Here is a 21,126-nt window from a genome sequence, read left to right as displayed (position 1 = left end):
CAGGCTTCTCCCCAGCAGCCAGACGCTAGCGCGGCGCGGCGCGGCTGTCTCGGGCGTTGCAAGACAGGGGGCTGACCGGTCAGGATAGGGGCGGGGAGGCGCCATGACGCACAGCTATGACGATCCGGCGGATGCGAGGCCGCGCGGCAGGACCGAGCGGTGGCTGATCCGGGCCTTCAGCGCGACCCTGGCGGTCGCGACCGTCGTGTCGCTGGTCCATCTGGTCGGCCAGTATCGGCAGGCCGGACCTTATCGCGCGACGCAGGCCGCCGAGCGGGCGGCGCGAGCCGCCCAAAGGGCGCTTGAACGCGAACCGCCCGTGCCGACTCCCGCCGCCGAGGCGTCGTCGGCGGCCCCCCTGACGGTCCCCGTCTCGCCCCCGGGCGATCTCTCCTACGGCGACGCGCCCCCGTATACGGCGCCGCGCGGCGCATCCTCCGAGCGTGAGAGCCGTGAGCCGGCCTGGGGGCCGCTGCGCTGGTCGGTCCCGCCGACCTGGCCATCGGTCGGAGACGACGCCTACCCGACGGGCGTCACCCGCATGAGCGTTCGGTTCCGCTGCAATGTCAGCCGCGGCGGGACCCTGTCGAACTGTGCGGCGACCGAGGAGCCCGCGGGCACGGGTCTGGCCGCGCGGACGCGGCCCGCCCTGTCGGGCGCTCGCATGGAGCCGCTGACGGCCAACGGCCGCACGGTCGAAGGCACGGTCACGCTCGGCGTGTCCTACACCGCCACTCCTCGATGGGTGAGGCCGCCTCAGCCGCCGGCCGAGGCTGAAAAGCCGCCCGTCTACATGCCGCCGTCGGCCCTGCCGCCCACCGATCGGCTGGAAACGCCCGCGCCCCCGCCGCCGGAACCCGCGCCGGCCGGCTGAGCGCCGGAACCGCTACGCTCGGCCGCCGTTGCTCGCCCATGGACATGAGCGACCTGCCCGGTTTCACCCTTCCACTTCTGGCCGCCGTCCTGGCCGGCGGGCTGATCGGCTTCGAACGCGAATGGCGGGGGCGGGCGGCGGGCTTTCGCACCCACATCCTCGTCTGCCTGGCTTCGGCCCTGCTGATGGAGGCGGCGGTGTCGCAGGGCGCGTGGCGGTTCCTGCCGGTGGCGGGCGCGGCGGTGGTGGCCGATCCGGCGCGTCTGGCGCACGGCGTCCTGACCGGGATCGGCTTCCTGTGCGCCGGGGTGATCTTCCGCGCGGGCTTCTCCATCCACGGCCTGACCACGGCGGCGTCGCTGTGGATCACGGCGGCGATCGGCCTGCTGTTCGGGGCCGGCCTGTATGGGCTCGGCCTCGTCGGGACGGTGCTGACGGTCGCCATCCTGGTCGTCCTGCGGCTGGTCAGCCTGCGCCTGCCGCAGAAGGCGGTGATCGACGCCCAGATCGTCTGGCGGCGCGACGCGACCGGCGCCGAGGATCGCATCGAGGCGGCGCTGGCCGGCATCGACCGCTCCTCCACGGTGGACCATTTCGAACTGATCGACGGCGGCGCCGCCCTGCGCCGAAGTTTCCGCTTCAAGGTCGAAGGCGAGCCGGCCCTGAAGACGCTCGCGGCCCGCCTGCGCGGCATCGACGGCGTGATCGGCTACTCGCTGGATCCGCGCGACGACTGACCCCTGCTTGCCCGCTGCTTGATTGAAGCCGCCGGACAGGCCTAGGTTCGGGATTCGTCAGTTTGCGGAGCGAATTTCATTGCTGAACTTTGATCTGGTCTGGCCCGTGCTCGCGGCCATGACGGCCGGGGGGCTGATCGGCGTCGAGCGGACCTATCACGGGCATCCGGCGGGCTTTCGCACCCACATCCTGGTCTGCCTGACCAGCTGCGTGCTGATGCTGGCGGCCATGCACCAGTCGACCTGGGCCTTCACCGCCCTGCCAGGGCAGAATGTGGTGGTCGATCCGACGCGGATGTCGCACGGCCTGCTGACCGGCATCGGCTTCCTGTGCGCGGGCGTGATCTTCCGCGAGGGATTTTCGGTCCACGGCCTGACCACGGCGGCGTCGTTGTGGGTGACCTCGGCCATCGGCGTGCTGTTCGGCGTCGGCATGCTGCCGCTGGCCCTGCTGGCGGCGGGCGCGACGCTGGCGGTGCTGGCCGTACTGCGCCTCGCCGACGCCAAGCTGCCCCACATCGGCGTCATGGACGTGGTGCTGAAGTGGCGGCGCAACGCCGCTCCGGGCGAGGCCGTCGTCCGCAACCTGCTGCGCGACTCGGGCATGAAGGCCGTCCGTCTGGGCCACGTCATCTCGCAGGACGGCAAGGTCCACGAGCACCACATGAAGGTGAAGGGCGCCATGCCCCTGGACGTCGACGGCCTGGTCGCCCGCCTGTCGCAGGAGGACGATCTGTCCGGCTTCTCGGTGATGCCCAGAGACGAATAGGCCCGACGAACAGGCCTCAGGCGCAGAAGGCGACCATGGCGTCCAGGAACACCGCCATGCCGTTGCGGCTCCATAGCCAGAGCCCCAGCCCGGTCAGGACCAGCGCCGCGCCGCCGATGGCCAGTTTGCGCGTCATTGCGCCGGGACCGCTTCGGGCCGAAGCAGCGGCGCTTCCCGGATCGGCAGATTGGCGGCGGCGGCCAGCAGGCCCAGGGCGATCGAGACCATCCAGATCAGGTTGTAGGAGCCGGTGACGTCGAAGGCCACACCCGCCGTCCAGGCGCCGAGGAAGGCCCCGACCTGGTGGCTCAGGAAGACGATCCCGCCCAGCGCCGACAGGTGCCTCAAGCCGTAGATCTGTGCCACCAGCCCGTTGGTGAGCGGCACCGTGCCCAGCCACAGGAAGCCGAAGGTCGCGGCGAAGACCAGCACGCTGACCGACGACAGGGGCAGGATCATGAACAGCACGATGGTCACGGAGCGCAGGCCGTAGAGCAGGGCCAGCAGGTTCTTCTTGGACCGCTTCGAGCCCCAGGCGCCCCACAGCCAGGAGCCCGCGATGTTGAACAGGCCGATCAGGGCCAGGGACCAGGCCCCGACCTCGGCGGGCAGGCCCTGGTCGCGGATGTAGGACGGCAGGTGGGTGCCGACGAAGGCGATGTGGAAGCCGCAGACGAAGAAGCCCGCGTTCAGCAGCCAGAACGAACGGTCGGCGAACGCCTCTTTCAGCGCCTCGCGGATCGGCGGGCCGTCCTGCCGGCCGATCGAGGCGGGCGGCTTGCCCGCGATGCCGATCGCCAGCAGCGCGATCACGGCGATCAGGCCGGCCATGACGAACAGGGTCAGCCGCCAGTCCAGGGCGTCCAGCAGCCCTTGCGCCGCGGGCACGACCAGGAACTGGCCCAGCGATCCGCCGGCGGTGACGATGCCGAAGGCCAGGGTGCGCTTCTCGGCGGGCACGATCTTGCCGACCGCGCCGAGGATGACGGTGAAGGTACAGCCGGCCATGGCCAGGCCCACCAGGGCGCCGAAGCCGACGGCGAGGCCCAGCGCGTTCACCGCCGTCGCCGCGATGATCAGCCCGACCGCATAGACGGCGGCCCCGACCACGGCGACACGGCCCGCGCCGTGCCGGTCGGCCCAGGCCCCGACGAAGGGCTGCAGAAGGCCGAACAGCAGGTTCTGGCCGGCGACGATCAGGCCGAAGGTCTGGCGGTCCACGCCCAACTCCAGCCCCAGCGGTTGCAGGAACAGGCCGAACGACTGCCGCACCCCCATCGACAGGGTCACGATCACCGCCCCCGCCAGGATCATGGTCCAGGCGCGGTTCGACAGCTTCGGGTGCAGGACGTCAGACATGGGCTTCGACTTCCCGCAGCAGGGCGATCAGGGCGGCTTCGCGGTCGCCGAGGGTTTCGGACACCTTGGCCTGCGCCGCGCGCCAGTGGGGCATCGCGTCGTTCAGCTTTTCGAGGCCCGACGGCGTCACCGACAGGCGCTGCCCGCGCTCGCCCTTCGGCGAGGCGGCGTCGATCCAGCCCTTCTTCACCAGCGGCTGCAGGATACGCCACAGGGCGCTTTTCTCATGGGCGGTGGCGTCCGCCAGCTCCGTCAGCGTCGGCCGGTCCAGCCGCGACAGGGTCCGCGTGACCGAGAATTGCGTGACCGTCAGCCCGACCGGCGCCAGCGCCTCGTCATACAGTCGCGTCAGGGCGCGCGAGGTGCGGCGCAAGCGGCCGCAGATGCAGGGGGTGGTGTCCATTGCATACGCAAAGCACGACTTCATTGCGTATGCAATGGTCGATGATCGCATCCGGTCATTGTCCGTTAGGCATCTCTCGGGCAATAACGGAACGGATGGCGAACGAAACGACTCGGATACTCGGTCTGGATCCCGGCCTCAGACGCGCCGGATGGGGGGTCGTGGCCTCCGAAGGCTCGCGGCTGCGCTGGATCGCGCACGGCGTCGTGACCCCGCCCGAGACCGCCCCGTTCAGCGAGCGGCTGCTGCACCTGCTCGACGCCCTGAGCGCGATCTGCACCGAATACGCCTGTGACGAGGCGGCGGTGGAGGAGGTGTTCGTCAACATGAACCCGTCCTCGACGCTGAAGCTCGGCCATGCCCGCGCCGCCGTCATGCTGGCCCCCGCGAAATGCGGCCTGCCGGTCGCGGAATATTCGCCCAACCTGATCAAGAAGGCGGTGGTCGGCGCCGGCCACGCCGACAAGGGCCAGATCGCCTTCATGGTGAAGCGGCTGCTGCCCTCGGCCGGCGACGTGAAGGCGGACGCCGCCGACGCCCTGGCCGTCGCCATCACCCACGCCCAGCTGCGCAAGCGCGCGCTTCTGACCGCCCTGCGAGGCGCGGCATGATCGGACGTCTTCGCGGCGTGCTGGCCGAGGTCGAGCAGGATCACTGCCTGATCGACTGCGCCGGGGTCGGCTATGTCGTCGCCTGCGGGGCCCGCACCTTGCAGCGCCTGCCCGCGCCCGGCGACGAGGCGACCCTGCACATCGAATCGAACTGGTCCGCCGAGAACGGCCCGCGCCTGTACGGCTTCCTGACCCGCGACGACCGGCGCGCCTTCACCACCCTGACCGGCATTCAGGGCGTGGGCCCCAAGGCGGCGCTCAGCGTTCTAGATGTCCTGCCGCCCGGCGAACTGGCCGCCGCGGTGGCGCGCGAGGACAAGGCGGCGGTGGCCCGCGCCAACGGCGTCGGCCCCAAGCTGGCCCTGCGCATCGTCACGGAATTGAAGGGCAAGCCGCTGGGCGACACCTCCTTCACGCCCTCCGCGCCTGGCGTCCACGCCGAGATCGCGGCTCCGACCCCCAGCCTGACCGGCGAAGCCGTCTCTGCCCTGCTGGGACTCGGCGTGGCCGAGGTCAACGCCCGCCGCGCGGTGGATCAGGCCCTGATCCGCCTGGGTGAGGACGCCGACCTGTCCGCCGTCATCCGCGCCGCCCTGCAGGAGCTGGGGCGTTGACCGACGACCGCATCATCTCCGCCGAGCCCGCCCCCGGCGAGGCCTACGACCGCGCCCTGCGGCCCCAGACCCTGTCCGAGTTCGTCGGCCAGGAGCAGACCAAGGGCAATCTGAAGGTCTTCATCGACGCCGCCCGCGCCCGCAACGAGGCGCTGGACCATGTGCTGCTGTTCGGCCCTCCGGGGCTGGGCAAGACGACGCTGGCGCAGATCGTGGCGCGCGAGCTGGGCGTCGGCTTCCGCGCCACCTCCGGCCCCATCCTCGCCAAGGCCGGCGACCTGGCCGCCATCCTGACCAATCTCGAACCGCGCGACGTGCTGTTCATCGACGAGATCCACCGTCTCGCCCCGACGGTCGAAGAAATCCTCTACCCGGCCATGGAAGACCATGTGCTGGACCTGATCATCGGCGAGGGGCCTTCCGCCCGCTCCGTGCGCATCGACCTGGCCCCCTTCACCCTGGTCGGCGCCACGACCCGCGCGGGCCTGCTGGCGACGCCGCTGCGCGACCGGTTCGGCATCCCGATGCGGCTGGAGTTCTACACTCCGCAGGAACTCACCCGCGTGGTCATGGGCACGGCGCGCAAGATGGGCGCTGCGATCACCGAGGACGGGGCGCTGGAGATCGCCTCGCGCTCGCGCGGCACGCCCCGGGTCGCGGGCCGCCTGCTGCGTCGGGTGCGCGACTTCGCCTCCGCCGAAGGGGCGACCTCCATCGACAGACTGGCCGCCGCCCGCGCGCTGGCCCGGCTGGAGATCGACGAGGTCGGCCTGGACGCCAACGACCGGCGCTTCCTCAAGGCCTTGATCGAGAACTACGGCGGCGGCCCCGTCGGCATGGACACCCTCGCCGCCGCCATCGCCGAGGCGCGCGACGCGGTCGAGGACGTGATCGAGCCCTATCTGCTGCAGCAGGGCTTCATCCAGCGCACCCCCCGCGGCCGCATGGCCTGCGCACGCGCCTACAGCCACCTCGGCCTGACCGAACCGCCCAAGGTTCCCCAAGCGGGCGACCTGTTCGGGGGCAAATAGCCTTCACCTGCGCGCCGAACCCCGGCATGGTCGGGGCAGGGAGGCCGCATGGCGAAACGGACAATCCGCGTTGAACGCCTGATCGCCGTCCTCGGCGTGGCCGTCATCCTGCTCGGCGCGCTTCTGGTCTGGCTGGTCAGCCGCAACGCCTTCGGAACGCCCGAGCCGACGCCCGAGCAGCGCGCCCAGGCCCAGGTGCATCGGCTGGTCGGCCGTCAAGCGCGCGTCACCTATACGGAGACCGGCCGCCGCCGCGCGGTCTGCGGCTACATCCGCAACGGCGATGACATCGTCGCCTTCATCTCGCGCCCCAATCGCCTGATGCTGGAGACCGATCCGCTCAAGGTCGAGTTCGACCAGCTGCAGGGCGACCTGTGCCCTGGCTTCCTCAAGCGTCATGAAGAGCTGGTGCGATGACCGACCGTCCCACCGCCGGCCGTTTCGAAGGGCGTGAGCATCGCCTGCCGGTGCGCGTCTATTACGAGGACACGGACTTCACCGGCCTAGTCTACCACGCCAACTACGTCCGCTATTTCGAGCGGGGGCGGTCCGACTGCCTGCGCCTGATGGGCGTGGGCCATGCGGAGCTGCTGGACGGCGACCAGCCCATGGCCTTCGTGGTCTCCAAGATGAACCTGACCTTCCTCAAGCCCGCGCGCATCGACGACGAGCTGGTGGTGCGCACCTGGTATGAGGCCGTGAAGGGACCCCGCCTGCTGATCGCGCAGGAGATCGCGCGCGGCGATGACGCCCCCACCCAAAGCGTCCTGTGCCGCGCCGAGGTGGAGGTCGTCTGCATCCACATGGACGGCCGCCCGCGCCGTCCCACCAAGACACTCGTTGAAAAGGTCCGCCCCTGGCTGGCCGAAGAAAGGAAGCCCTGACATGGCTCAGACCTCCGAGATGACCGGCCGCCAGGCCTGGACCCTGCTGGCCATCTTCACCCTGCTGGCGGTGCTGCTGCTGGGCGGCGGACTGGTCGGCTGCCCCTACTACAAGGTCTGGGAGCGCAAGATGGCCGGTCAGGCCGAGCTGCAGTACCAGCAGGGCGCTCGCCAGGCCCTGATCGCCCAGGCCGCCGCCGAGGACGAGGCCGCGATCAAGCGGGCCGAGGCGGCCACCCGTCGGGTGCGCGGCTGGGCCGATGCGGCCAAGCGCGGCTGCGAGGATCTGGGCCGTCCGAATGATCAGGCCTGCGAGAACCAGCTGCTGCGCGACGCCGCCACCTATTCGATCGCCAAGGAAGGCCACGAAGGTGTGATCATCAGCGTCGGGGCCCCCGTCTCGGTGGCCGTTCAGCCGAACGCCGCCCGCTCGCCGGAATAGCTTGAGGCGAGAGCGGCGGCGCATTGCGAACCTGTCACGTGCACGAGCGTGACCGTGCCGCTACAGGACACTAAACCCGGCTGACGACATCTGACTCGCCACAGAACCGCCACGCCCGTCCGCTGCACAGGACGGACACGCAAGGACGCCTGAATGACCATCGCTGCAGACCCCTCGATGCTGAATCCCGTCGATCTGTTCCTGCGGGCCGACCTCGTCGTGAAGGCCATCATGGTCGGTCTGGCGCTCGCCTCGGTCTGGTCGTGGGCGGTGATCATCGACAAGGCGATCCGCTTCGCCGGCCTGAACGGTCAGGCCAACGCCTTTGAGGACGCTGTCGGCTCGGGCCGGTCGCTGGAAGAGATCGCGGCGCAGGCCGGTCCGAACCCTTCGCATCCCCTGCCGCGCATGCTGGTGATCGCCCTGTCGGACTGGCGCGAGGCCCGCACGCGCGGCCCGCTGACCGAGGGGCAGGGCAATCTGCTGATGGCCCGTATCGACCGCGCGCTGGACAGCCTGATCGCCCGTGAGGGTCAACGGGTCGAGAACGGTCTCGGCGTCCTGTCGGTGGTCGCCACCTCCTCGCCCTTCATCGGCCTGTTCGGCACGGTCTGGGGCATCATGAACGCCTTCGGCGCCATCGCCTCGGCGGGCAACACCAATCTGACGACGGTGGCCCCGGCCATTTCGGAAGCCCTGTTTGCGACAGCCATCGGCCTGTTCGCGGCCATCCCGGCCTATATCGCCTACAACAAATTCTCGATCGACGCGGGCAAGTTCACCGGCCGTCTGGAGAGCTTCGCCGACGACCTGCAGGCCGCCGTGGCCCGCCGCCTGGGCGCGCCTTCGTCCGAACCGCGCCGGGAGGCCTGAGCCATGGCCCTGGGTGGAGCAGGCGGAGGCGGCCATGTCCGCGGCCGACGCCGGGCGCGCAAGCGTCCGCTGAGCGAGATCAACGTCACCCCGCTGGTGGACGTCATGCTGGTGCTGCTGATCATCTTCATGATCTCGGCGCCCCTACTGACGACAGGCGTCGAGGTGGAGCTGCCCAAGACCGAAGCCAGTTCGGTCGACACCACGACAGAGCCGGTCACCGTCGCGATCAAGCAGGACGGCCAGATCTTCGTCGGCGAAAACGAGGTCCGCTGGGACGATCTGGTTCTGACCGTGGCCCGTGAAGGCGGAGCCGGCGCACGCGAAAAGCCGGTCTTCATTCGCGCGGATGGACGTGCGCCCTATCAGGCGGTGGCCAGGGTCATGGCCCGGCTGTCGTCGGACGGCTTTACCAAGCTGAACCTCATCACCGACACCGCTCCGACGCCTAGGGAGGGCTGACGGGGTGGAGCGTCCCGGAACCGCAGTGATCGCCTCCGTGGTGGTGCACGCCGGCATTGCCGGAGCCATCGCCTGGGCGCTGATGTTCAGCGAGGCGCACCCGCCCACGCCTGTGGTCAATTCTGTTGCGGTACAGGTGGTCTCCGAGGTCGAGGTGCTTGGCGCCGCGCCGCTCAATCCCAGCGAGGAGTTGATCACCGGGGACGTCGCCACCGCTCCGGTCGAGACCACCGCCGAGCCCGCGCCGCCGCCCGAACCGACGCCGCCTCCTCCGACGCCGAGCCCGCGCCCGCCGACCACGCCGCCGCGCACCCCTCCGCCGCGCACCCCGCCGCAACCGCCACGGCCGGCCCAGCCGCAGCCTCAGCCGCCCCGGACGCCGCGTCCCCCGGCCCCCCAACCTCAGCCCGGCTTCAATCCGGACGCCAACGCGGGTCCCCTGCGCCCCGGTCCGAACCGGAACGGACGTCCTCCCACCGGCGGCGGCGCGACCGGCGATGCGCCACGCACGCTCGGCCGCGCCTCGCTGCAGGCGCTGGCGGGCCAGATTCAGAACAACTGGGATATTCCCTGCGACTTGCCGGGCGGGCGTGATGCGGTCATCGCGGTGCGCCTCACGCTGGACGAGAGGGGCCGCCTCGTCGGTCTGGCCCGCGCCACCCATTCGAACCGGGGCATCGCCGACGGCGTTGAAAGAGCGATCCGTGCATCCGTGCCGTTCCAGATGCCGGCTGGCTACGAACAGCAGGAAATCACCATGTCGTTCCGTACGGCCACCATGTGCGCGAACCGCTGACGGAAACCGACTGTCGAGCCTTCGGGCCTGAAAGTCGCCTCAATCACGCCCAAGCTGGTTTCGGTGACAGGCCGGGGCCAGAGTGGTCCCAAACCGACCCGACCTGGAGGTCTTGATGCGTTTGAAAACTCTTCTGGTTTCGGTCGCCGCCCTGGCGGTGATCACGCCCGCGATGGCGGCCGCCCAGACCCCCCGGTCGCAAGAGCCTGATGTCATCGTCGATCAGGGCGTGATCCGCGCCTTCCAGATCGCCGTCGCCGACTTCGGCGGGCAGAACGGTTCCGACCTGTCGGGCGTGATCCGCGCCGACCTGCGCCGCTCGGGCTATTTCGAGCCGCTGGATCCGGCCAGCTTCGTCGAGACGGGCCTGACGCTGGCCAACGCGCCGAACTTCGCCCAGTGGACCTCCATCGGCGCCCAGGCCGTGCTGTACGGCTCGGTCACCGCCCGGCCCGACGGCCGCAACGACTTCGGCTTCCGCCTGTACGACCCCTATCGCCAGTGCCAGCTGGTCGCCTACCAGTTCACCGCCACGCCCGAGCAATGGCGCCGGATCGGCCACAAGATCGCGGACATGGTCTACCAGCGCATGACCGGCGAGAGCGGCTTCTTCGACAGCCGCGTGGTCTTCGTCTCGGAAAGCGGCACCCAGCTGAACCGGCTGTCGCGCCTGACGATCTCGGATCAGGACGGGTTCAGCCCCATCTACCTCACCCAGGGCGACGAGATCATCATGTCGCCGCGCTTCTCGCTGAGCGATCCGAACGAGATCACTTACGTCGCCCTCGGCAAGGACTACAGCCGCATCTATCTGTTCAACCTGGCCACCCAGCGCCGTGAGAGCCTGGGCGAGTTCGACGGTCAGGTGCTGGCGCCGCGGTTCTCGAACGACGGGGCCAAGATGGCCTTCTCGATCATCCGGAACGGCAACACCGACGTCTATGTGATGGACCTCAGCAGCCGTCAGGTGCGTCGCCTGACCAGCGATCCGGGCATCGACACCTCGCCGTCGTTTAGCCCGGACAACAGCCAGATCGTCTTCACCTCGGACCGTTCGGGCAGCGCGCGCCTGTACACCATGCGCGCCGACGGTTCGGGCCAGCGGCCGATCTCGCGCGGCGGCGGCCTCTATACGGCCCCGACCTGGAGCCCGCGCGGCGACCTGATCGCCTTCACCAAACAGGGCGGCGGCCGCTTCTCGACCGGCGTCATGAACACCGACGGCTCGGGCGAGCGCATCCTGTCGTCCAGCTATTTCGAGGAAGGCCCGACCTGGGCGCCCAACGGCCGCTACATCATGTTCGCGCGCCAGAGCCCGGGCGGCGACACCCGGCTGTGGACCGTCGATCTGTCCGGCCGGGTGGTCAGCCAGGCCGGCTACAGCGGTCGCGGCACAGACCCGGCGTGGTCGCCGCTGCTCGATCAGCAACCCAGCCGTCTGAGCGCCTCCGGCGCGGACGCCTGTCCCAGCTGATCACAAGCGGAGCCTTTGGCCTCACTACCGCGTTATCGTGTCTGGTGAAAAAGCTGGCGCGACAGTACCGACCTACTACAGCAAAGCTAAGCGGGGCCTGGCCCCGACGACCTAGGAGACGACCTCGATGATGAAGCCCTCGACCCTCGTCCGTCTGGCCGCCGTGGGCGTGGCCGTGACGGCCATCGCCGCCTGCACCCCGCGTCGTCCGGTCGAGACCGGTACGGGCGAGGTCCCGCCGCCGGTCGGCCCGCAGTATCCGCCGGTCAACAACGGCAACGTCGACGGCGGAAACCTCGGCGCCGCCGCCCCGGGTTCGGAGCAGGACTTCGTCGTCAACGTCGGCGACCGCGTCTATTTCGACCTCGACAGCTATTCGGTCCGTTCGGAAGCCTTCCCGCGCCTCGACGCCCAGGTGGCCTGGCTGCAGCGCTACCCCTCGGTCACGATCCGTATCGAAGGCAACGCCGACGAACGCGGCACGCGTGAGTACAATCTGGCCCTGGGCGCCCGCCGCGCCGAGTCGGTCCGCACCTATCTGATCGAGCGCGGCATCAACGCCGGCCGCATCGACACGATCAGCTTCGGCAAGGAACGTCCGATCGCCGCCGGTTCGTCGGAAGAATCGTGGGCCCGCAACCGCAACGCCCACACCGCGATCGTCTCCGGCGCCGCGCGCTAAATCGCGGCGACAGTTGTATGGGGAGGGGGCGTCGGTTTACCGACGCCCTTTCCTTTTGTACGGCGGGTTTGACATCCGCCTGAGTGCGGCCCGGGGGGATGCTGGCGATGGATATCGAAGGTGCAGGCGGCGTCGTGACCGCGGGTTTGATCGCCGGCGCGATCGAGAAGCCGGCCGGCAAGGCGGGCGAGGACCACACCGGAACCTGCGCCGACTGCGGGTCCGAGACCTCCGGCAATTTCTGTTCGAACTGCGGTCAGCCGACCCATGTTCACCGCACCCTGCTGCATCTCGGCGAGGAGGTGCTGCACGGCGTCATGCATTTCGACGCCCGTATCTGGCGCACCCTGCCGTTGCTGGCCTTCAATCCCGGCAAGCTGACGCGCGAGTGGATCCACGGCAAGCGCACCCGCTACGTCTCGCCGCTGGCGATCTTCCTGTTCACGGTCTTCGTCTCCTTCTTCGCGCTCAGCTTTGTGCACATGCCTGAGTCCAGCTTCCACCCGGTCAGCACCGTCGCGGGGGAAGAGGGCGCGGCCGAGTTCGAGAAGGGGCGTCAGGATATCGCCGCGGCCCGCGCCGCGGCGACAACCGCCGGCGACAAGGCGGCGCTGGACGTCGCCGACAATGTCCTGGCGGGTCTCAGCAAAAAGGCTGATGGCGCCGAAGCGGCCTCTTCCGACGAGGCGCAATCGGACAGCTGGCAGGGGTCGGTCAGTGAGATCGCCAACGACGTCTACTCTGACCCGACCGTCAGTCCGGGCGTCAAGAAGGTCGCCAAGAAGCTGATGAACCCTGACCTCGCGGTCTACAAAATCCAGCAGACCTTCTACAAATTCGCCTTCCTGCTGGTGCCGCTGTCGATCCCGTTCATGGCCCTGCTGTTCCTGTGGCGGCGCAAGACGACCCTTTATGACCACGGTGTCTTTGTTCTGTATTCGCTGACCTTCGTGGTGTTGGTGGGCCTGATCGCGATCTGTCTGGGCTTCATCCACCCGGCGCTGGGTGTGGCGGCGTGGTTCGCGGTCATGGTCGGTACGCCGATCCATCAATTCGCCCAGTTGAAGGGCGGTTATGAGCTCGGCTGGTTCTCGACGATCTGGCGGTTCGTCCTCCTCCAGAACTTCTGCCTCATCGTCGTGGGGCTGTTCGTCACGGCGATCATCTATCTGGCGGTCGCGGTCTGACTGCCTTGCGACCGCCCCAAATCCGGTGAAATCTGATCCCATGCTCAAGCTCCCGTCCGCCCTGCGCACCCGCAAAGTCGTCATCACCGCCTTGGGCGTCGTGATGATCGCCGGCACGACGACCGTTGTGGCCCAGACCACGCCGATGGAGCCGATCCAGTGGGACAAGCGCCGGCTGGATCAGCTGGACCGCAACGTCCGCCGCCTCGAGCGCGCCGTCACCCAGCGGAACGCCGCGGGCCAGCCGGTGATCATCGAGCCGGACGAAGAGGTCGTGGCGCTTCAGGGCCGCGTCGGCCTGATGGACCGCCGCCTGCAGGATCTGGAAGCCACCACCCAGCGGGTGAACGGCGAGATCGAGCGCCTGACCTTCGCCCTGGACGAGTCCAAGCGCGACAACGCCGCCCTGTCGACCCGTGTCCGCGACGCCGAGGGCCGGGTCCGCGCCATCGAGCAGGCCGCCGCCCGCGAGGCCGAGCTGAATTCGCCTATTCCCAACACCTCGCCGACGGGCGACGCGGCGCGCGATCTGGCCGCCGCCGTCCGTCTGGCCGCCACCGATCCGGCGCGGGGCGACCGCGCGCTGCAGACCGTGACCCTGGCCTGGCCCGACACGCCGCAGGCGCGCGAGGCGTTCAGCCGCATCGGCGATCTGCGCGTCTCGGACGGCGATTACGACAACGCCGTGCGCGCCTATTCCTCGGCCATCCGCGGCTGGCCGACCACGTCCTGGGCCGCGGCGACCACGCTGGAACTGGCCAATGCGCTGAACGCCGCCGACCGCAAGACCGACGCCTGCGGCGCGCTGGCGGAGTTCACCAACCGCTACGCCGCCACCGCCACGGCGCCCCAGCGCACCCGCGCCACCGAGATGGGCGCGCGCTTCGCCTGCGCCCCCGCCCGCGCCCCGGCGGCGACCCCCGCGCGTCCGCCGGCCCGGAGACCGGGCTGAGCCGGTCGGATCCTGACTGGGTCGTCCAGGCCCGGGGCCGCCTGACCGCCCGCCTTCTGACGGAGACTTCGCGCCCGCTCGCCGTGGCCCTTTCCGGCGGCGGGGATTCCATCGCCCTGCTGCGGCTCGCCGCCGACTGGGCCGGAGCCCATGGCCGCCGTCTGCTGGCGCTGACCGTCGATCACGGCCTGAACCCCGACAGCGCGGACTGGACCGCCCGCGCCGAGGCCGCCGCCCGGGCCGTCGGCGCCGACTGGCGCGGTCTCGTCTGGTCCGGCGACAAGCCCGCCACGGGCCTGCCCGCCGCCGCCCGCGCCGCCCGCCACCGGCTGCTCGCCGACGCGGCCCGCGCGGCGGACGCCTCGGTCATCCTGATCGGCCACACCGCCGACGACGTCTCCGAGGGCGAGGTCATGCGGGCCGAAGGCTCGACCCTGGGCCGCCTGCGCGAATGGACGCCGTCCCCTGTCTGGCCCGAGGGACGCGGGCTGATGCTGCTGCGTCCCCTGCTGGACGTCCGTCGCGCAGACCTGCGGACCTGGCTGAAGGCGCGCGGCGCCGACTGGATCGACGATCCGGCCAATGAAGACCTCCGCTTCGCCCGCGCCCGCGCGCGCGCCCTTCGCAGCCTGGCCGCCGCCGTCTCCCACGGCGTCTCGGCGGAGGGCCCCGTCGCGGGCGTGCTCGGCGTCGAGGAGGACCTCATCCGCCTGTCGCGCCGGGTCTCCGCCCGCGCCCTGTCCGCGGCCCTCGTCTGTGCCGGCGGCGGCGACCGGCCGCCGCGCGGCGAACGCCTGGGCGCCGTTCTGGAGCGTCTGCGGACGGGCGAGGACTTCACCGCCACCCTGTGCGGAGCCCGTCTCGAGGCGATAAGGGCGAAGATCAGCGTCCTGCGCGAGCCGGGCGAGTTCCGGCGCGGGGCGGGCCGCCCCATCCCCCTGTCGCCCGGCGTCGGGACGGTCTGGGACGGCCGGTGGCTGGTGACGGCGCCGGACGGCGGCTGGACCGTCTGCCCCGCCGCGGGGCGTATGGCCCTGTTGTCAGACGCCGATCGCGAGGTCCTGAAGGCCCTTCCGCCCGCCGCCCGCGGGGCTCGCCCTGTGCTGATCCGGAACGCTCCGGATGCTGCGGTTCTTGCAGGGGAGGGCATGAAGGCGCACGCCCTGGTCGAAGCGAGACTGGCGGCGGCGCTGGACGGAATGACGCATGAACGGGATCTGGATGCTCACGCACATGGCGCGACGCCCCGGAACCACCTATTTTCTGGCGTGACATCATCGAACGACGGGCCGCAACCGCGTTCCGAGGAAACGAGACGAGAATGAATTTGCGCAACCTGGCCATCATCGGCGTCCTGATCCTGGGACTGGCGACGGCCTATATGGCCTTCAACCGCGGCGGCCTGACGGCCCCCGACAACGCCAAGGCCACCGCCGCGCGTCCGGCCGAGATGAGCTATTCGGATCTGCTCCAGGCCCGCAACGCCAACGCCATCGCCAGCATCGAAGTTCATGGCGAGCAGGTGAAGGCCACGCTCAAGGACAACCGCGTCGTCACCGTCGTCACGCCCATGCCCAACGGCGCGCTGATCGACAGCATCACCGAGAAGGGCGCGACCGTCGACGTCAAGAACACCCGCCAGCCGATCTGGATCGGCATCCTGATGGCGGCGCTGCCCTTCCTGCTGATCATCGGCCTGTGGATCCTGATCATGCGCCAGATGCAGGGCGGCACGCGCGGGGCCATGGGCTTCGGCAAGTCCAAGGCCAAGCTGCTGACCGAGCACAAGGGCCGCAAGACCTTCGACGACGTCGCCGGCGTGGACGAGGCCAAGGAAGAACTGCAGGAGGTCGTCGACTTCCTGAAGGACCCGGGCAAGTTCCAGCGCCTGGGCGGCAAGATCCCCAAGGGCGCCCTGCTGGTCGGCCCGCCGGGTACGGGTAAGACCCTGCTGGCCCGCGCCGTCGCAGGCGAGGCCGGCGTGCCCTTCTTCTCCATCTCCGGCTCGGACTTCGTCGAGATGTTCGTCGGCGTCGGCGCCAGCCGCGTGCGCGACATGTTCGAACAGGCCAAGAAGAATTCGCCCTGCATCATCTTCATCGACGAGATCGACGCCGTCGGTCGCCATCGCGGCGCCGGTCTCGGCGGCGGCAATGACGAGCGCGAGCAGACCCTGAACCAGCTGCTGGTCGAGATGGACGGCTTCGAATCCAACGAAGGCATCATCCTGATCGCCGCCACCAACCGTCCCGACGTTCTGGACCCGGCCCTGCTGCGTCCGGGCCGCTTCGACCGTCAGGTCGTGGTGCCCAACCCCGACGTCGCGGGCCGCGAGAAGATCCTGCGCGTCCACATGAAGGACGTGCCGCTGGCCGCCGATGTGAATGTGAAGACCATCGCGCGCGGCACGCCGGGCTTCTCGGGCGCCGATCTGGCGAACCTGGTCAATGAAGCCGCCCTGATGGCCGCCCGCAAGGACCGCCGCATGGTCACGCACCGCGACTTCGAGGACGCCAAGGACAAGGTCATGATGGGCGCCGAGCGCAAATCCATGGCCATGAACGAGGAAGAGAAGCGCATGACCGCCTATCACGAGGCCGGTCACGCCCTGGTCGCCATCAACGTCAAGATGGCCGACCCGGTGCACAAGGCGACCATCGTCCCGCGCGGCCGCGCGCTCGGCATGGTCATGCAGCTGCCGGAAGGCGACCGCTACTCCATGAAGTACCAGCAGATGATCGACCGTATCGCCATCATGGCGGGCGGCCGGGTGGCCGAGGAGCTGATCTTCGGCAAGGAGAACATCACCTCGGGCGCCAGCTCGGACATCCAGCAGGCCACCAAGCTGGCGCGGGCCATGGTCACGCGCTGGGGCTTCTCGGACAAGCTGGGCACCGTCGCCTACGGCGAGAACCAGGAAGAGGTCTTCCTGGGCCACTCGGTCGCGCGCAGCCAGAACGTCTCGGAAGAGACCGCCCGGATCATCGATGAAGAGGTCAAGCGCCTGGTCACCGACGGCTGGGATGAGGCGCGCCGCATCCTGACCGAGAAGGCCGAGGATCACGAGAAACTGTCCCAGGCCCTGCTGGAGTACGAAACCCTGTCGGGCGACGAAATCCGCGACCTGCTGGAGAAGGGCCTCGCGCCGAACCGCGACGAGAGCAACTTCCCCACCGCCGGCCCGTCGGTCTCGGTGCCGATCACCCCGGTGTCGGACGGCGTCGAGGTCGAGGTTCCGACGGTCCACTGATCCGTCGCGCCATACGAAACAGGAAGGGCCGGGGAGCGATCCCCGGCCCTTTTTCCGTCCGCCTCAGACCAGGTCGTCGGGATCCTCGATCAGGACGGGCGTCAGGGTGCGGATCTGCCCGGATGGGGCGGGCCACCGGATCGACTGCCCCTGCGCCAGGCCCAGCAGGCCCGCGCCGACGTGCGACAGGGGCGAGATCAGCCCCCGATCGATATCGGCCTCGGCCGGAAGCACGATCTTGATCCGCCGCGTCCGGCTGTTGTCGCCGTCGACGTAGTGGACCCAGTGGTTCAGGCCCACGGTGGGGATGCGGCGGCCCGAGCGGTGCACATGGGCGCGGGCGAGTTCCTGCTGCAGCAGGCCCGCCGCGCCTTCGGCGTCGGCGTCTCCGACAAGGCCTGAAAGCAGGGCGTGGTCCGTGGCGCTGAGGTGGATGGCGGGCAGACGCGGGGCGGCGCCCGTGGAACGGGTTGTCATGGAATTGATCTCGATATGAAACGTGCAGCGCGCCCGCTCGGGCGCCGTTGCTGCTGTTGAACAGGTCGCGCCTCCCGGAGGCGCGACACGCGTCATCGCCCCCGGGTCAGTCGCCTGCGACGAGGCGGCCCGCGTGATTCAGCATTCGACCCTGTTCGGACAATCCGCACATGCCCCGCAGGCTAGGCCGACCACGGGGGAAGTCAAACCAGATGGACGTCGCTGTAATGAACAAGTTTGCATTTCAAACAAGTCTGACGTAGAACGCTGCTCTCAACGAGGGGAAGCCCATCATGCCGTCATCTGAAATCCGCCCCATCGGCCGTTCGCATCGGTTCGGCGCGCGCAAGGCCGGAGCTCTGGCGATCAGTCTGCTGGCGTTCGCCGCCGGGAGCACGTCAGCGGCGGCCCAGGGCGCGGTGAATCCGGCTCCCGCCGCGTCGGGCGGCTATGTCCGCCCGGCGGCTCCGGGTCGACTGGTCGCCATCGCTGACGGTCGCCGGCTGCACATCCTGTGCGAGGGCGAAGGCGGCGGACCCGCGGTGATCTTTGAAGCCGGGCTGTCCCAGTACACCGCCAACACCACCCTGAGGGCGGCCCAGGACGCGATCGCGGGCTTCGCGCGGGTCTGCACCTATGATCGCGCCGGGATGGGCTGGAGCGACCCCGCTCCGGAGGGCTGGAGCTATCCGGACAGGGTGGAAGACCTGCGCGCCCTGCTCACGGCGGCGGGGATCGACGGCCCCTATGTGCTTGTCGCCCATTCAATGGGCGGGCTCCTGGTTCGCGCCTACGCCGCCGCCAATCCCGATCAGGTGGCGGGCCTGGTGCTGGTGGACGCCACTTCGGAACGCAATCTCCCCGAGATCGACGCCGCCCGGGGACCGACCCTTTCGCAGATCGATGCGGCCCTGGCGGTCTCCCGGCCGGGCGTGCCGGTGATCGGCATGCCGGCTGGGACGCCGGCGGAAGTGCAGATGGCCTTCACGCCGGAGGTCCTGCGGGGCGTGAAGGCGGAGTTCGAGGCCCTGGGCCGGCTCGGTCCCGGGACCCTGCCGCCGGGCGGGCCGGGCGCGCTGGGCGACCTGCCTCTGATCGTCATCCGCCGGGGACGGACGATGTCGCCGCCGAGCGAAGCGGATCTGAACCATCGTCAGGGCCAGGAGGATCTGGCCGCCCTGTCCTCGAACAGCGTGCTGATCGTCGCGGAGAACAGCGGCCACACCATTCCGCTGGATGAGCCGCAGGTCGTGGCCGACGCGGTGCGCCGCCTGCTCGACGCCCTGAAATCCAACAACCGACGCCTGTGAAAGAGACCGGTTCGATGACCCATTCCGAAATCCGTCCACCCGAACGCCTTCATGGCCTCGACGCCCTGCGGGGCGGCGCGCTGTTGCTGGGCGTCGTCCTGCACGCCAGCCTGTCCTTCTTCCCCCAGCAGATCTGGATCGTCGCCGACGACAGCCGGTCGATCGGGGCGGCCTGGCTGTTCTTCGCCATCCACCTGTTCCGGATGACGGCCTTTTTCCTGATCGCCGGCCTGTTCGCCCACATGATGCTGAGCCGCAAGGGCTGGTGGGGCTTCGCGCGGGACCGGGCGGTGCGCATCACCGGGCCGCTGCTGGCCTTCTGGTTCCCCGTCATGGCGGGGATCGTGACGGCCCTGGTCTGGAACGCCCACGCCAACGGGATGATCGTCCCGGGCGCGCCGCCGCCGCCGCCGCCGACCTATGACTGGACCAATGTCCCGCTGACCCACCTGTGGTTCCTGTACGTTCTGTCCCTGTTCTGCATTGCGACCCTGATCCTGCGCGCGCCCTTCGCGGCGCTGGACCGCAATGGCGGCTGGGGCCGGGTGGTGGACCGGATCACGGGCGCGCTGATCGGCTGGTGGACGCCCGTCCTGATGGCCGCGCCGCTGGCGCTGGCGCTTTGGCTGGACCCGAAATGGATCGCCTTCTTCGCCGTGCCGACGCCGGACGCGGGACTGGTCCCGCACACCGCCGCCCTGGTCGGCTTCGGGTCGGCCTTCGGGCTGGGCTTCCTGCTGGATCGGCGGCGCGAGCTGCTGGACAGGATCGCCGCCTGGTCGCCGATCTTCCTGCTCGTCGCCGTGGCCTCGGGCGTCGCGGCCTATGAACTGGCGGGCGGACCGAAGCTGGCGCCGATGGTCGAGCCGACCATGACCAAGGCGATCGCCGCCGCCGTGTGCGCCCTGGCGGTCTATTCGTCCGCCTTCGCCGCCCTGGGCCTGAGCCTGCGGTTCCTGTCCGGCCATAGCCCGGTCCGCCGCTACCTCGCCGACGCCTCCTACTGGGTCTACATCCTGCACCTGCCGCTGGTCATGCTGGCCCAGGTGTGGGTGCAGGACTGGCCGGCGCCCTGGTGGATCAAGCTGGCGGGCGTGTCGCTCGGCGTCTTCGCCGTTTGCCTGGGCTCCTATGAGCTGCTGGTGCGGCACGGCTTCATGGGCAAGTGGCTGAACGGCCGCCGCATCCCGTGGCGTCGTCGGGCTGAACCTGAGGCGGTTCCCGCCGAATAACTTGCCAACCCCTTCCGGCTCGTCCACCCCGATGGACGAGCCGGTTCGGAGAGAGTCGCCATGCCCGCCAAGCCCCGTCTGCATTCGCCCGAGGACGACCTCGCCTTCATGCGCTCGATCGTCGAGGGCGGCGGGCGCGTGCCCATGACGCTGGCGGTCTGCTACCTGGCCGGCGGCCTGATCTACGGCGCCCAGTGCCTGTTCCACCTCGGTCAGGTCTTCGGCGTGATCCGCCTGCCCGATCTGGCCAACCTGATCATCGTGGTCGGCTTCACCGCCGCCTTCCTCGTCGTCCTGACCTGGGCGATCCTGCGGGACCGCAAGCAGGGCGCGCTCAACCGGGGCCCGACGGCGTCGCGCACGCTGAGCGCGGCCTTCAGCGCCACCGGCATGGCCAATACGGCGGTGATCATCGTCTTCGCCGTGGGCGCGATCCGGGACAAGGACTTCGCCATCTGGCTCTATTACGCCGCCATCGTCTTCGCGCTTCAGGCCGCCGCCTGGTACGTGGCCTGGATGCTGAAGCGGAAGGGCTGGATGCTGGCCACCGCGCTGGGCGGCTGGGTCACGGCGGTCGCCCTTGGGGTGCTGGTGCGCCAGCCGCTCGCCTATCTCGGCGTCTGCACCATCGCCCTGTTCCTGCTGTTCGCCCTGCCGGGCCTGATCCTGTTCCGCGACGCCCGCGCCGGATCGAAGGCGGTCTGAGC

Annotated in this window: 24 protein-coding genes; 21 read left to right on the top strand and 3 right to left on the bottom strand. The window is 69.7% G+C overall.

Annotated features, from left to right (window positions below):
* Positions 1–103: 103 nt before the first annotated feature.
* From AC3WRV_RS15630 to AC3WRV_RS15620, 3 genes are all read left to right on the top strand, one after another.
* Positions 104–874, top strand: a complete 771-nt coding sequence (locus tag AC3WRV_RS15630) for a hypothetical protein (protein ID WP_492313963.1) — start codon at positions 104–106, stop codon at positions 872–874.
* Between the two features lie 44 nt (positions 875–918).
* Positions 919–1,611: an MgtC/SapB family protein gene (locus AC3WRV_RS15625; protein ID WP_492313962.1), complete on the top strand. Its 693-nt coding sequence runs from the start codon at positions 919–921 to the stop codon at positions 1,609–1,611.
* A 79-nt stretch (positions 1,612–1,690) separates the two neighbouring features.
* Positions 1,691–2,380, top strand: coding sequence for an MgtC/SapB family protein (locus AC3WRV_RS15620; protein ID WP_492313961.1), 690 nt, complete (start codon positions 1,691–1,693; stop codon positions 2,378–2,380).
* 132 nt (positions 2,381–2,512) lie between these two features.
* On the opposite strand, the gene AC3WRV_RS15615 is transcribed toward AC3WRV_RS15620, so the two are convergent.
* Positions 2,513–3,739: an MFS transporter gene (locus AC3WRV_RS15615; RefSeq protein ID WP_492313960.1), complete on the bottom strand. Its 1,227-nt coding sequence runs from the start codon at positions 3,737–3,739 to the stop codon at positions 2,513–2,515.
* Entirely contained in the window at positions 3,732–4,142 is a 411-nt protein-coding gene (locus AC3WRV_RS15610) for a MarR family winged helix-turn-helix transcriptional regulator (protein ID WP_492313959.1), read from the bottom strand. Before AC3WRV_RS15610 ends, AC3WRV_RS15615 begins: the two co-directional genes overlap by 8 nt.
* Before the next feature lie 95 nt (positions 4,143–4,237).
* On the opposite strand from AC3WRV_RS15610, the gene ruvC reads away from it, so the two are divergent.
* The 15 genes from ruvC to ftsH all read left to right on the top strand — a co-directional run bounded on the left by ruvC (position 4,238) and on the right by ftsH (position 17,400).
* On the top strand, positions 4,238–4,753 hold the full coding sequence (gene ruvC / locus AC3WRV_RS15605; protein WP_492313958.1) for a crossover junction endodeoxyribonuclease RuvC: 516 nt from the start codon (positions 4,238–4,240) through the stop codon (positions 4,751–4,753).
* The gene (gene ruvA / locus AC3WRV_RS15600; RefSeq protein WP_291836657.1) at positions 4,750–5,367 is read left to right on the top strand and encodes a Holliday junction branch migration protein RuvA; all 618 of its coding nucleotides are present in this window, start codon (positions 4,750–4,752) and stop codon (positions 5,365–5,367) included. Before ruvC ends, ruvA begins: the two co-directional genes overlap by 4 nt.
* Positions 5,364–6,398: a Holliday junction branch migration DNA helicase RuvB gene (gene ruvB, locus AC3WRV_RS15595; RefSeq protein WP_291836654.1), complete on the top strand. Its 1,035-nt coding sequence runs from the start codon at positions 5,364–5,366 to the stop codon at positions 6,396–6,398. The genes ruvA and ruvB overlap by 4 nt, the downstream gene beginning before the upstream one ends.
* 48 nt (positions 6,399–6,446) lie before the next feature.
* Positions 6,447–6,815 (top strand): hypothetical protein, encoded by a 369-nt coding sequence (locus AC3WRV_RS15590; RefSeq protein ID WP_291836651.1) that lies wholly within the window; start codon positions 6,447–6,449, stop codon positions 6,813–6,815.
* A complete protein-coding gene (locus AC3WRV_RS15585) occupies positions 6,812–7,282 on the top strand; it encodes a YbgC/FadM family acyl-CoA thioesterase (protein WP_492313957.1) in 471 nt (156 codons plus the stop codon). Before AC3WRV_RS15590 ends, AC3WRV_RS15585 begins: the two co-directional genes overlap by 4 nt.
* A gap of 1 nt (position 7,283) precedes the next feature.
* Positions 7,284–7,724: a hypothetical protein gene (locus AC3WRV_RS15580; RefSeq protein ID WP_492313956.1), complete on the top strand. Its 441-nt coding sequence runs from the start codon at positions 7,284–7,286 to the stop codon at positions 7,722–7,724.
* 153 nt (positions 7,725–7,877) lie between these two features.
* Positions 7,878–8,597 carry a protein TolQ gene (tolQ, locus tag AC3WRV_RS15575; RefSeq protein WP_291836643.1) on the top strand — a complete coding sequence of 240 codons (720 nt, stop codon included), beginning with the start codon at positions 7,878–7,880 and terminating at the stop codon, positions 8,595–8,597.
* 3 nt (positions 8,598–8,600) lie between these two features.
* Positions 8,601–9,059 carry an ExbD/TolR family protein gene (locus tag AC3WRV_RS15570; protein ID WP_492313955.1) on the top strand — a complete coding sequence of 153 codons (459 nt, stop codon included), beginning with the start codon at positions 8,601–8,603 and terminating at the stop codon, positions 9,057–9,059.
* Positions 9,060–9,084: 25 nt separating this feature from the next.
* Complete coding sequence (locus tag AC3WRV_RS15565) at positions 9,085–9,855, top strand: TonB C-terminal domain-containing protein (RefSeq protein WP_492313954.1); 771 nt, start codon at positions 9,085–9,087, stop codon at positions 9,853–9,855.
* A gap of 115 nt (positions 9,856–9,970) precedes the next feature.
* Positions 9,971–11,329 (top strand): Tol-Pal system beta propeller repeat protein TolB, encoded by a 1,359-nt coding sequence (gene tolB, locus AC3WRV_RS15560; RefSeq protein WP_492313953.1) that lies wholly within the window; start codon positions 9,971–9,973, stop codon positions 11,327–11,329.
* Between the two features lie 130 nt (positions 11,330–11,459).
* Entirely contained in the window at positions 11,460–12,011 is a 552-nt protein-coding gene (pal, locus tag AC3WRV_RS15555) for a peptidoglycan-associated lipoprotein Pal (protein WP_291840263.1), read from the top strand.
* Between the two features lie 107 nt (positions 12,012–12,118).
* Positions 12,119–13,198, top strand: coding sequence for a DUF3667 domain-containing protein (locus tag AC3WRV_RS15550; RefSeq protein WP_492313952.1), 1,080 nt, complete (start codon positions 12,119–12,121; stop codon positions 13,196–13,198).
* Positions 13,199–13,238: 40 nt separating this feature from the next.
* Positions 13,239–14,150 carry a tol-pal system protein gene (locus AC3WRV_RS15545; protein WP_492313951.1) on the top strand — a complete coding sequence of 304 codons (912 nt, stop codon included), beginning with the start codon at positions 13,239–13,241 and terminating at the stop codon, positions 14,148–14,150.
* Positions 14,147–15,475 carry a tRNA lysidine(34) synthetase TilS gene (gene tilS / locus AC3WRV_RS15540; RefSeq protein WP_492314093.1) on the top strand — a complete coding sequence of 443 codons (1,329 nt, stop codon included), beginning with the start codon at positions 14,147–14,149 and terminating at the stop codon, positions 15,473–15,475. The genes AC3WRV_RS15545 and tilS overlap by 4 nt, the downstream gene beginning before the upstream one ends.
* The gene (ftsH, locus tag AC3WRV_RS15535) at positions 15,472–17,400 is read left to right on the top strand and encodes an ATP-dependent zinc metalloprotease FtsH (protein ID WP_492313950.1); all 1,929 of its coding nucleotides are present in this window, start codon (positions 15,472–15,474) and stop codon (positions 17,398–17,400) included. The genes tilS and ftsH overlap by 4 nt, the downstream gene beginning before the upstream one ends.
* A gap of 63 nt (positions 17,401–17,463) precedes the next feature.
* Here the strand turns inward: ftsH and AC3WRV_RS15530 are convergent, their stop codons facing one another.
* Positions 17,464–17,877, bottom strand: a complete 414-nt coding sequence (locus AC3WRV_RS15530) for a GreA/GreB family elongation factor (protein ID WP_492313949.1) — start codon at positions 17,875–17,877, stop codon at positions 17,464–17,466.
* A gap of 293 nt (positions 17,878–18,170) precedes the next feature.
* On the opposite strand from AC3WRV_RS15530, the gene AC3WRV_RS15525 reads away from it, so the two are divergent.
* From AC3WRV_RS15525 to AC3WRV_RS15515, 3 genes are read left to right on the top strand one after another with little or no spacing between them, the layout of a single operon-like run.
* A complete protein-coding gene (locus AC3WRV_RS15525; RefSeq protein WP_492313948.1) occupies positions 18,171–19,187 on the top strand; it encodes an alpha/beta fold hydrolase in 1,017 nt (338 codons plus the stop codon).
* Between the two features lie 14 nt (positions 19,188–19,201).
* Positions 19,202–20,419, top strand: a complete 1,218-nt coding sequence (locus AC3WRV_RS15520; protein ID WP_492313947.1) for an acyltransferase family protein — start codon at positions 19,202–19,204, stop codon at positions 20,417–20,419.
* A 60-nt stretch (positions 20,420–20,479) separates the two neighbouring features.
* Entirely contained in the window at positions 20,480–21,124 is a 645-nt protein-coding gene (locus AC3WRV_RS15515; RefSeq protein WP_492313946.1) for a hypothetical protein, read from the top strand.
* The last annotated feature ends 2 nt before the right edge of the window (positions 21,125–21,126 follow it).

This window comes from Brevundimonas sp. EU05-FHT14B11 (assembly GCF_058790835.1).
This window is presented reverse-complemented; position numbering and strand designations above follow the sequence as displayed.

Excerpts from the sequence above, each read along its gene's own strand:
- AC3WRV_RS15580 (WP_492313956.1), top strand. The coding sequence starts at position 7,284 with ATGGCTCAGACCTCCGAGATGACCGGCCGCCAGGCCTGGACCCTGCTG.
- AC3WRV_RS15520 (WP_492313947.1), top strand. The coding sequence starts at position 19,202 with ATGACCCATTCCGAAATCCGTCCACCCGAACGCCTTCATGGCCTCGAC.
- AC3WRV_RS15585 (WP_492313957.1), top strand. The coding sequence starts at position 6,812 with ATGACCGACCGTCCCACCGCCGGCCGTTTCGAAGGGCGTGAGCATCGC.
- AC3WRV_RS15525 (WP_492313948.1), top strand. The coding sequence starts at position 18,171 with ATGCCGTCATCTGAAATCCGCCCCATCGGCCGTTCGCATCGGTTCGGC.
- ruvA (WP_291836657.1), top strand. The coding sequence starts at position 4,750 with ATGATCGGACGTCTTCGCGGCGTGCTGGCCGAGGTCGAGCAGGATCAC.
- AC3WRV_RS15550 (WP_492313952.1), top strand. The coding sequence starts at position 12,119 with ATGGATATCGAAGGTGCAGGCGGCGTCGTGACCGCGGGTTTGATCGCC.
- AC3WRV_RS15630 (WP_492313963.1), top strand. The coding sequence starts at position 104 with ATGACGCACAGCTATGACGATCCGGCGGATGCGAGGCCGCGCGGCAGG.
- AC3WRV_RS15615 (WP_492313960.1), bottom strand. The coding sequence starts at position 3,739 with ATGTCTGACGTCCTGCACCCGAAGCTGTCGAACCGCGCCTGGACCATG.
- AC3WRV_RS15610 (WP_492313959.1), bottom strand. The coding sequence starts at position 4,142 with ATGGACACCACCCCCTGCATCTGCGGCCGCTTGCGCCGCACCTCGCGC.
- AC3WRV_RS15545 (WP_492313951.1), top strand. The coding sequence starts at position 13,239 with ATGCTCAAGCTCCCGTCCGCCCTGCGCACCCGCAAAGTCGTCATCACC.
- AC3WRV_RS15590 (WP_291836651.1), top strand. The coding sequence starts at position 6,447 with ATGGCGAAACGGACAATCCGCGTTGAACGCCTGATCGCCGTCCTCGGC.
- ruvC (WP_492313958.1), top strand. The coding sequence starts at position 4,238 with ATGGCGAACGAAACGACTCGGATACTCGGTCTGGATCCCGGCCTCAGA.
- AC3WRV_RS15570 (WP_492313955.1), top strand. The coding sequence starts at position 8,601 with ATGGCCCTGGGTGGAGCAGGCGGAGGCGGCCATGTCCGCGGCCGACGC.
- AC3WRV_RS15515 (WP_492313946.1), top strand. The coding sequence starts at position 20,480 with ATGCCCGCCAAGCCCCGTCTGCATTCGCCCGAGGACGACCTCGCCTTC.
- AC3WRV_RS15625 (WP_492313962.1), top strand. The coding sequence starts at position 919 with ATGAGCGACCTGCCCGGTTTCACCCTTCCACTTCTGGCCGCCGTCCTG.
- ftsH (WP_492313950.1), top strand. The coding sequence starts at position 15,472 with ATGAATTTGCGCAACCTGGCCATCATCGGCGTCCTGATCCTGGGACTG.
- pal (WP_291840263.1), top strand. The coding sequence starts at position 11,460 with ATGAAGCCCTCGACCCTCGTCCGTCTGGCCGCCGTGGGCGTGGCCGTG.
- AC3WRV_RS15530 (WP_492313949.1), bottom strand. The coding sequence starts at position 17,877 with ATGACAACCCGTTCCACGGGCGCCGCCCCGCGTCTGCCCGCCATCCAC.
- tolB (WP_492313953.1), top strand. The coding sequence starts at position 9,971 with ATGCGTTTGAAAACTCTTCTGGTTTCGGTCGCCGCCCTGGCGGTGATC.
- tolQ (WP_291836643.1), top strand. The coding sequence starts at position 7,878 with ATGACCATCGCTGCAGACCCCTCGATGCTGAATCCCGTCGATCTGTTC.